Here is a 7,551-nt window from a genome sequence, read left to right as displayed (position 1 = left end):
GCCCAGTGGGAGAAGCAGGCCGCCGACCTCGTCGCCAAGCACTGGAACAACTGACCCACCCTGAACCAACACGCTGGCCGGCACCCCCGAGCGGGGTGCCGGCCAGCGGCATATCCGCCCGGGAACCACCACCCTCGCCGACCGGATCTTGGACACTTACCGTTCGGTCGGAAACGACAGAAGCCCCGGCTCATCAGCCGGGGCTTCGTGTGTCGAGCAAATGCCTGGTGGGCGATACTGGGTTTGAACCAGTGACCTCTTCCGTGTCAAGGAAGCGCGCTCCCACTGCGCCAATCGCCCGTGGTCGAGAGCGGACGACGGGATTCGAACCCGCGACCCTCACCTTGGCAAGGTGATGCGCTACCAGCTGCGCTACGTCCGCGTGCCGCCCGGTCTCCCCGGCGACGGGTTGAACTCTACCCGATGGCAAGATCGCCGGCTCCGCCGCCCCACCCGCCCGCTCCACCGCCGGTGATTGCGCTGGTCACCCATGGGGTACTGATTCACCTCGACAGCACACCGCATCCCCTGAAGGAGGCTGTCGTGGGTATCGGAACGAGTATCTTCCTGCTCGCCGCCGGCGCGATCCTGACCTTCGCCCTGGACGCGAGCGTCGGCGGCGTCGACCTGGACGTGATCGGCTGGATCCTGATGGCGGCCGGCCTGCTCGGTCTCATCATGACCACGCTGGTCTGGGGTCGCCGCCGCCAGGTGGTCACCACCACCGAGCCGGTCGAGTACCGGCGGGTGGAGGAGCGCCGGGACATCGCTCCGCCGCTGTAGGGCGCAGCACCACCCGGCCGACGGGGCTGATCGGTCGCGGGCTTACGACGGGCGCCGGTCACCCACGGGGTGACCGGCGCCTTCGCATGCAGAGCCAGGAAGGGCGGGGAAACGAAAAGGCTGGCCACCGAAGTTCCGGTGACCAGCCTGATCATTCTGTGGGCGATACTGGGTTTGAACCAGTGACCTCTTCCGTGTCAAGGAAGCGCGCTCCCACTGCGCCAATCGCCCGTGCTCATACCGAGGTGGGGACGGGATTTGAACCCGCGTACACGGCTTTGCAGGCCGTTGCCTCGCCTCTCGGCCACCCCACCGAGGTTGCCCCCGTCATGCGTGGCGGCAGCTCCGAGCGGACGACGGGATTCGAACCCGCGACCCTCACCTTGGCAAGGTGATGCGCTACCAGCTGCGCTACGTCCGCTTGTCTCCGGCGTTCCCGGTGACGGATGAGAACTTTAGCCGAGGCTCGGGAGAGTTGCCAACTCGGGGTGCCCTCGGCGCGTCCCCGGCGGATTCCGGGGGCGAGAGCGAGGGCGCTCCCCTGGAACTTCCTAGGAAGCTGGGTGGGGTGGTCGAAGGGATTGCGGGGGGTCAACCGAAGGGCCAGGTCGGGGCGACGCGACGCGCCGAAAAAGAGCTGTCCGGGTTCCGACTGTGGCACGCCCGACCGGCCGGCTCGGTAACGCGCTGTGCTCATATCGATGGGCTACCGTAACCGCGTGACGAGACGTGCCGCCGATGTCCGCCTGGATTCCCTGCTGCGTACAGCCTGCGACGTGATCGTCGAACGCGGACTCGCCAACACCCGGACGGCCGACGTGGCGCAGGCCGCCGGGGTCAGCCAGGCGCTCGTCTTCTACCACTTCGCCACCAAGGAACGCCTGCTGGCGCAGGCCTTCGCGTACGCGGTGGAGCAGGACCTGGCCCGGCTGGACGTGGTGGTCCGCTCCTCCGCCCCACCGCTGACCAAGCTGCGCAAGCTGCTGCGCCTCTACACCCCGCCCGGGCGGTCGATCTCCTGGTCCATGTGGATCGACGGCTGGGCCGAGTCGCTGCGCACCCCGGAGGTGGAGAGGGTCTCCCGCCGGCTCGACCTGCGGTGGCGGCAGGACCTCGCCGCGGTGATCGCCGACGGGGTGACCGACGGCACCTTCGTCTGCGCCGACCCGATGGCCGCCGCCTGGCGGATCAACGCGGTGATGGACGGGCTGGCCGTCCAGCTCGCGGTGCACGAGCGGGTGATCTCCCGGCGGCAGTTCGCCGACTGGATCCGGCTGATCACCGCCCGGGAGCTGGGTCTGGACCCCGCCCAGCTCGACTGACTGCTCCACCCGCCCGGCGCCCTCCGGGCTCGGGGGCAGCGCCGCGGAGCCGCGGCACCGGCCGCCCGAGGGCCGGACGACCGGGCAAAACCGCCCGGACCGGTACGGACAGCCGCGACAATCGGCGGCATGGACCTGCTGGAGACGTACCGACGAAGCCTGGCCGAGTTCGTCGACCGGGTCGAGCAGGTCGCGCCCGGGCAGTGGTCGGACCCGACGCCCTGCCCCGACTGGGACGTCCGCGCGCTGGTCAACCACGTGGTCAGCGAGGACCGGTGGACCGCGCCGCTGCTCGCCGGCCGGACCGTCGAGGAAATCGGCGACCGGTTCGAGGGGGACCAGCTCGGCGACGACCCGATCGGGGCGGTCCGGCAGGTGGCGTCCCAGGCCGAGGTGGCGGCCAGTCATCCGGGCGCGCTCGACACCACGGTGCACCTCACGGCCGGGGAGACGCCGGCAGGTGAGTACCTGAACCAGCTCGTCGCCGAGCACCTCGTACACGGATGGGACCTGGCGGTGGCGATCGGGGCGGACCCGCGCCTGGACGGCGACGTGGTCGCCGCCTGCACCCGGTGGTTCGAGGCCCGGGTCGCCGACTACCGCAGCGGCGACCTGGTCCGGCCCGGGCTCGACGTGAGGGCCGGCGCCGACGCGCAGGACCGGCTGATCGCCGCCTTCGGCCGCGACCCGGACTGGACGCCGCCGGCCTGACCGGTTCACCGAGACCGGCGGACGGCCGGACCGCGTTGCCGGTCAGGAGTTGCCGCAGGGGTGTCGGAACCGGAACGACCGCGCCCGGGCCGGCGCGGCCGAGGGGGTGCGCCGGCCGGACGCCCGAGGGGGGTCCGGCGTCCGACCGACGCCGTCAACGGTCAGCCGGCGTACCCCTGTCCGGGGGCCGCGGGGCGGCGACGCTGGCGCTCCCGCAGCCGGCGCCGGGCCGGCGGGTGGACGTTGGCCAGGTCGAGGTCGCCGCCGTGGTGGGCGATCACCCGGTGGTCCATCACCCGCCGCCAGAGCGGGGGTACCAGTGCGGCGACCACCATGGTGGCGTAGCCGGCCGGCAGCTGCGGCGAGGTGTCGAAGCTGCGCAGCGTCTGGTAGCGGCGCAGCGGGTTGGCGTGGTGGTCACTGTGCCGCTGGAGCTGGATGAGGAAGACGTTGGTGACCGTGCGGTCGCTGTTCCAGCTGTGCCGGGGGTCGACCTTCTCGTAGCGGCCGGCGGCGGTGCGCTGCCGGGCCAACCCGTAGTGCTCCAGGTAGTTGACCACCTCGAGCAGGCTGAAGCCGACCACCGCCTGGAGCAGCAGGAACACCAGTACGCCGGGGCCGAAGGCGAGCATCAGCGCGGCATAGAGCACCAGTGTCATCGCCCAGGCGTTGAGGATGTCGTTGCGCCACGTCCACGGGCTGCGGCCCCGGAGCCGGAACCGGCTGGTCTCCAGCCGCCAGGCCGACCGCAGGCTGCCCCCGACGGTACGCGGCCAGAACGCCCAGAAGCTCTCCCCCAGCCGTGAGCTGGCCGGGTCCTCCGGGGTGGCCACCCGGGTGTGGTGGCCCCGGTTGTGCTCCACGTAGAAGTGCCCGTAGCCGGTCGGCGCGAGGGCGACCTTGGAGAGCCAGCGCTCCGCGGTCTCCCGCTTGTGGCCCAGTTCGTGGGCGGTGTTGATGGCGATGCCGTTGACCACCCCGACGCTGGCGACCAGCCCGGCCGCAGCCAGCCAGGACAGGTCGCCGCGCGCCCAGACGGCGCAGCAGAGCACCAGGGCGGCGTACTGGGTGGGCAGGTAGAGGTAGGTGAGCCAGCGGTAGTAGCCGTCGGCGGACAGCCGGGGCACCGCCTCCTCGGGCGGGTTGCGCCGGTCGTCGCCGATCAGCAGGTCCACCACCGGGATGAGCCCGAAGACCACCACCGGGGTGAGCCACCAGGCCCAGGCGCCGCCGCCGTCCCGCCAACCCAGCCAGCCCAGGAAGGGCAGCACCGGGACGAGCAGGGCCAGCGGCCAGAGCGGCTTGCGGGTGTCGTGCCAGGCGACGGGAGGAACCGTCGCGTCGGGGCTGATGGCCATCGCCGACCTCCGATCTCACGGGCTGTCCTGACTGTGGCACCGGCCACTCCTTTTTACAAGAGGCAAGTTTTTGTAAAGCAACAACGGTGATCGCCGCCGCACCCACCGTCACGGATGACCTTGCCCTCGCCCGATCTGCCTGGTATTCACAGATGCGCATGCGTAACAGCGCCTGCACCGGGCCGGCGCAGCGTCGGCCCCCGCTCCCACGAGGAGGTCCCGTGCCCAGACCGGAGTGGACACTTCCGACGAGCCGGCCCCGACGCCGGCTCGTCCCCGTACTGGCGGCCGCCGCCGTGGTGGCCGCCCTGCTGCCCGGCGGCGCCACCGCCGCCGCCGCGCCGGGCGACGCCGCGACCGCGACACCGGGCCACTCCGGCTCGTTCGCCGACGACAGCCACCAGGCCGCCGACCTCGACAACCGCACGGGTACGGCCGCGCCCGACGCCCGGCAGCGCGGCCTCGCCCGACGGGTCGACGCCGACGTGCGGTGGAACCGGCTCGGCACCCCGCACGCGCTCGGCCCGACCCGGACGCCGCTCGCCACCGGCCTGCCCGCCGACCCGGAGGCGGCCGCCCGGCGCTACCTCACCGACAACCGGGACCTGTTCGGCCTCGACGCCGCCTCGGTCGCCGCGATGGACCGGCTGCTGGTCCGGCCGATCGGCGACGGCGCGGTGGTCACCCTGCGGCAGCGCTTCGGCGACCTGCCCGCCGGCCACGACGGGCTGGTCACCGTGGCGGTCGCCGACGGCGCCGTCATCTCGGTCAGCTCCTCCCTCGCCCGGGACGCCGCCGCGCCCGCCCCCGCCACCCTCACCAGCGAGCAGGCGTACGCGGCCGCGCTCGCCGACGCCGGCCTGGACGCCGCCCGGGTGGCCAGCCACCACGTCCGCCCGGTCGCGGTACCCACCCCGCTCGACGGCACCCGGGCCGCGTACGAGGTGACCCTGATCGGCGCGGACAGCGACCACCCGGCCGCCTTCACCACCTACGTCGACGGCATCACCGGCGCAGTGCTGGTCCGCGAGGACCTCGTCGACTTCGACTCGGACAACCCGAGCTGGGCGGTCTACCCGGCCACCCCGCCGCAGGACCTCGCCCCCGGGCAGGACCCCCGGGTGCGCTGGTGCGCCGACCCCGCTCCGGGCTGCGCCGCCGCGTTCCGCGACCCGGCCACCGGCAACGCCTGGGACGTCGACAAAGCCACCGGCACGCCGACCGGCACCTCGCGCGGCAACTCCGCCAACACGGTGGTCTCCTGGGGCGCGGGCAGCCCGCTGCTGCCGGCCACCGCCAGCCCGGAGCGCCGCTACGAGTACCCGTTCACCGACCAGTGGCACCAGGCCCGCTGCAACCCGGCGGTGTTCACCTCCGCGCAGCGCAACGACGCCGACGCCGCCATCGCCAACCTCTTCGCCATGCACAACCGGATGCACGACTGGGCCTGGCACCTCGGCTTCACCGAGGCCACCTGGAACCTGCAGGCGGTCAACGTGAGCGGGGCCGGTCTCGGCGGCGACGCCGAGCAGGGCCGCGCCCAGCAGGGCGCGCTGTCCGGCAACCGGAACAACGCCAACCAGGGCACGCCGCGCGACGGCCTGCCGCCCACCACCAACATGTACCTGTGGCAGCCGCAGGCCGGCGGGCCGTACCCGCCGTGCGTGGACGGCGACTACGACATGACGGTGATCGGGCACGAGTACACGCACGCCATCACCAACCGCATGATCGCCGGTCCGGACAGCGGCATCGGCGGCCTCCAGGGCGGCGCGATGGGCGAATCGTGGAGCGACCTGCTCGCCGCCGAGTACCTCTACGAGCACGGCCTGCGCGCCCCCGGCCAGACGCCCTTCGTCACCGGCGGGTACGTCACCGGCAACCTGATCAGCGGCATCCGCAACCACGACTTCAGCCGCAGCCCGCTCAACTACTCCGACGTCGGCTACAACACCGCCGGCCCGGCGGTGCACGCCGACGGGGAGATCTGGAGCGCCACCAACTACCGGATCCGCTCCGCGCTGGTCAAGCGGTACGGGTCGGGCACCCCGCAGCGGCAGCTCGACTGCGCGCAGGGGAGGGTCGCCGCGGACAGCTGCCCGGGCAACCGGCGCTGGGCGCAGCTGGTCTTCGACTCGTTCCTGCTCCAGGCGGCCAGCCAGGTCAGCATGCTCGACATGCGGGACAACCTGCTCACCGCCGACCGGCTCCGCTTCGGCGGGGCCAACCAGGAGCTGATCTGGGCCGAGTTCGCCCGCTCCGGGATGGGCCGGGACGCCGCCACCAACGGCGCCACCGACACCGACCCGACGCCGAGCTTCGCCAGCCCGTACGGCGACAACGCCACGCTCACCCTGCGGCCGAAGGGGGACAGCGCCGAGGCGCCGATCCGGCTGTACGTGGGCGACTACGAGGCCCGGGCCACCCCGATCGCCGACACCGACCCGGCCACCGCCCTGCCGGACACCTTCGAGGCGGTCGCCGGTACGCACCAGCTGCTGGCGGTGGCGCCCGGCTTCGGGCACCAGCGGCTCAGCGTCGTCGCTGGCGCCGGCCAGGAGGGGTACGTCGACCTGCGGCTGAGCCGCAACCTGGCGTCCACCACCTCCGGCGCGGTCATCACCGGCGACGGGGTGAACCTGGAGCGGATCGGCGACGACACCGAGAGCACCAACTGGGCGTCGCTGACCGGGGTGGCCGGCCGGGGTGTCACGGTGGCGCTGCCCGGTGGCGCCCCGCAGGTGGTCAAGCGGGTCAACGTCAGCGCCATGCTGCGCCCGGCGATCGCCGCGGACCCCGACGCGGGCGGGCAGAACGCGTTGACCGCCCTGCGTTCCTTCGCCGTGCTCACCTGCAACGCGACCACCACCGACTGCGCCGACCCGGCGCGCTGGGAGCGGATCTACACCAGCGCCGGCGACGCGTTCCCGGGTGGGAAGTACCGGGCGTACACCCGGGACATCAACCTGCGGTCGTTCCCGGTGCCGACCACGCTCGCCACCCACGTGCGGCTGGAGGTGCTGGCCAGCCAGTGCACCGGCGGCCCGGCGTACGCCGGTGAGCAGGACGACGACCCGGCCACCAGCACCGACTGCGCGACCGCCAGCCCGGCGCGCGACCAGGTCCGGATCGCCGAGTTCCAGGTGTTCTCGAAGTGAACCCCGCCGGGGTCGGGTGGCGTCGCCGCCCGGCCCCGGCGGCCCCCGATCAGCGGCGCGTCGCCGCCCAACGCCCGGTCCGGCGGGCCCGTTCGTACGCCGGACCGCCGAGGTCGGCTTCGCCGCCGCGTGCCGCGCGGGTCAGCTGCCGCAACCTGAGCAGCAGCCGGGCGCCGAGGACGAGCAGCAGCCCGCCGAGGAGGAAGGCGGCCTGCACCA

At 73.0% G+C, this 7,551-nt stretch carries 5 protein-coding genes and 5 tRNA genes; 4 read left to right on the top strand and 6 right to left on the bottom strand.

All coding sequences use genetic code 11. The features are described 5' to 3' along the window. Positions 1-225: 225 nt before the first annotated feature. A tRNA-Val gene (locus KBX37_RS32770) sits at positions 226-300 on the bottom strand. 9 nt (positions 301-309) lie between these two features. Then, a tRNA-Gly gene (locus KBX37_RS32765) sits at positions 310-382 on the bottom strand. A 161-nt stretch (positions 383-543) separates the two neighbouring features. Here KBX37_RS32765 and KBX37_RS32760 point away from each other — a divergent pair. Further along, positions 544-783, top strand: coding sequence for a DUF6458 family protein (locus tag KBX37_RS32760; protein WP_210779704.1), 240 nt, complete (start codon positions 544-546; stop codon positions 781-783). A 159-nt stretch (positions 784-942) separates the two neighbouring features. Here KBX37_RS32760 and KBX37_RS32755 read toward each other — a convergent pair. The 3 genes from KBX37_RS32755 to KBX37_RS32745 form a co-directional block, all read right to left on the bottom strand. Next, positions 943-1,014: transfer RNA gene (locus tag KBX37_RS32755), tRNA-Val, on the bottom strand. A 12-nt stretch (positions 1,015-1,026) separates the two neighbouring features. Continuing rightward, positions 1,027-1,097, bottom strand: a tRNA-Cys gene (locus KBX37_RS32750). Between the two features lie 34 nt (positions 1,098-1,131). After that, positions 1,132-1,204, bottom strand: a tRNA-Gly gene (locus tag KBX37_RS32745). A gap of 298 nt (positions 1,205-1,502) precedes the next feature. On the opposite strand from KBX37_RS32745, the gene KBX37_RS32740 reads away from it, so the two are divergent. Both KBX37_RS32740 and KBX37_RS32735 read left to right on the top strand, forming a co-directional pair. Further along, on the top strand, positions 1,503-2,105 hold the full coding sequence (locus tag KBX37_RS32740) for a TetR/AcrR family transcriptional regulator (protein ID WP_154942950.1): 603 nt from the start codon (positions 1,503-1,505) through the stop codon (positions 2,103-2,105). Positions 2,106-2,234: 129 nt separating this feature from the next. After that, positions 2,235-2,816, top strand: a complete 582-nt coding sequence (locus KBX37_RS32735) for a TIGR03086 family metal-binding protein (RefSeq protein ID WP_210779703.1) — start codon at positions 2,235-2,237, stop codon at positions 2,814-2,816. A gap of 161 nt (positions 2,817-2,977) precedes the next feature. Here the strand turns inward: KBX37_RS32735 and KBX37_RS32730 are convergent, their stop codons facing one another. Continuing rightward, positions 2,978-4,174 (bottom strand): alkane 1-monooxygenase, encoded by a 1,197-nt coding sequence (locus tag KBX37_RS32730; RefSeq protein ID WP_210779702.1) that lies wholly within the window; start codon positions 4,172-4,174, stop codon positions 2,978-2,980. Between the two features lie 221 nt (positions 4,175-4,395). Here KBX37_RS32730 and KBX37_RS32725 point away from each other — a divergent pair, with 221 nt between their 5' ends. Beyond that, positions 4,396-7,332, top strand: coding sequence for a M36 family metallopeptidase (locus tag KBX37_RS32725; RefSeq protein ID WP_210779701.1), 2,937 nt, complete (start codon positions 4,396-4,398; stop codon positions 7,330-7,332). Positions 7,333-7,551: the final 219 nt, after the last annotated feature.

It is taken from the genome of Micromonospora sp. U56, assembly GCF_018070095.1.
Taxonomy (GTDB): domain Bacteria; phylum Actinomycetota; class Actinomycetes; order Mycobacteriales; family Micromonosporaceae; genus Micromonospora; species Micromonospora purpureochromogenes.
Note: the sequence above shows the minus strand (reverse complement) of the source record. Positions and strands in the feature narration are given on the sequence as shown.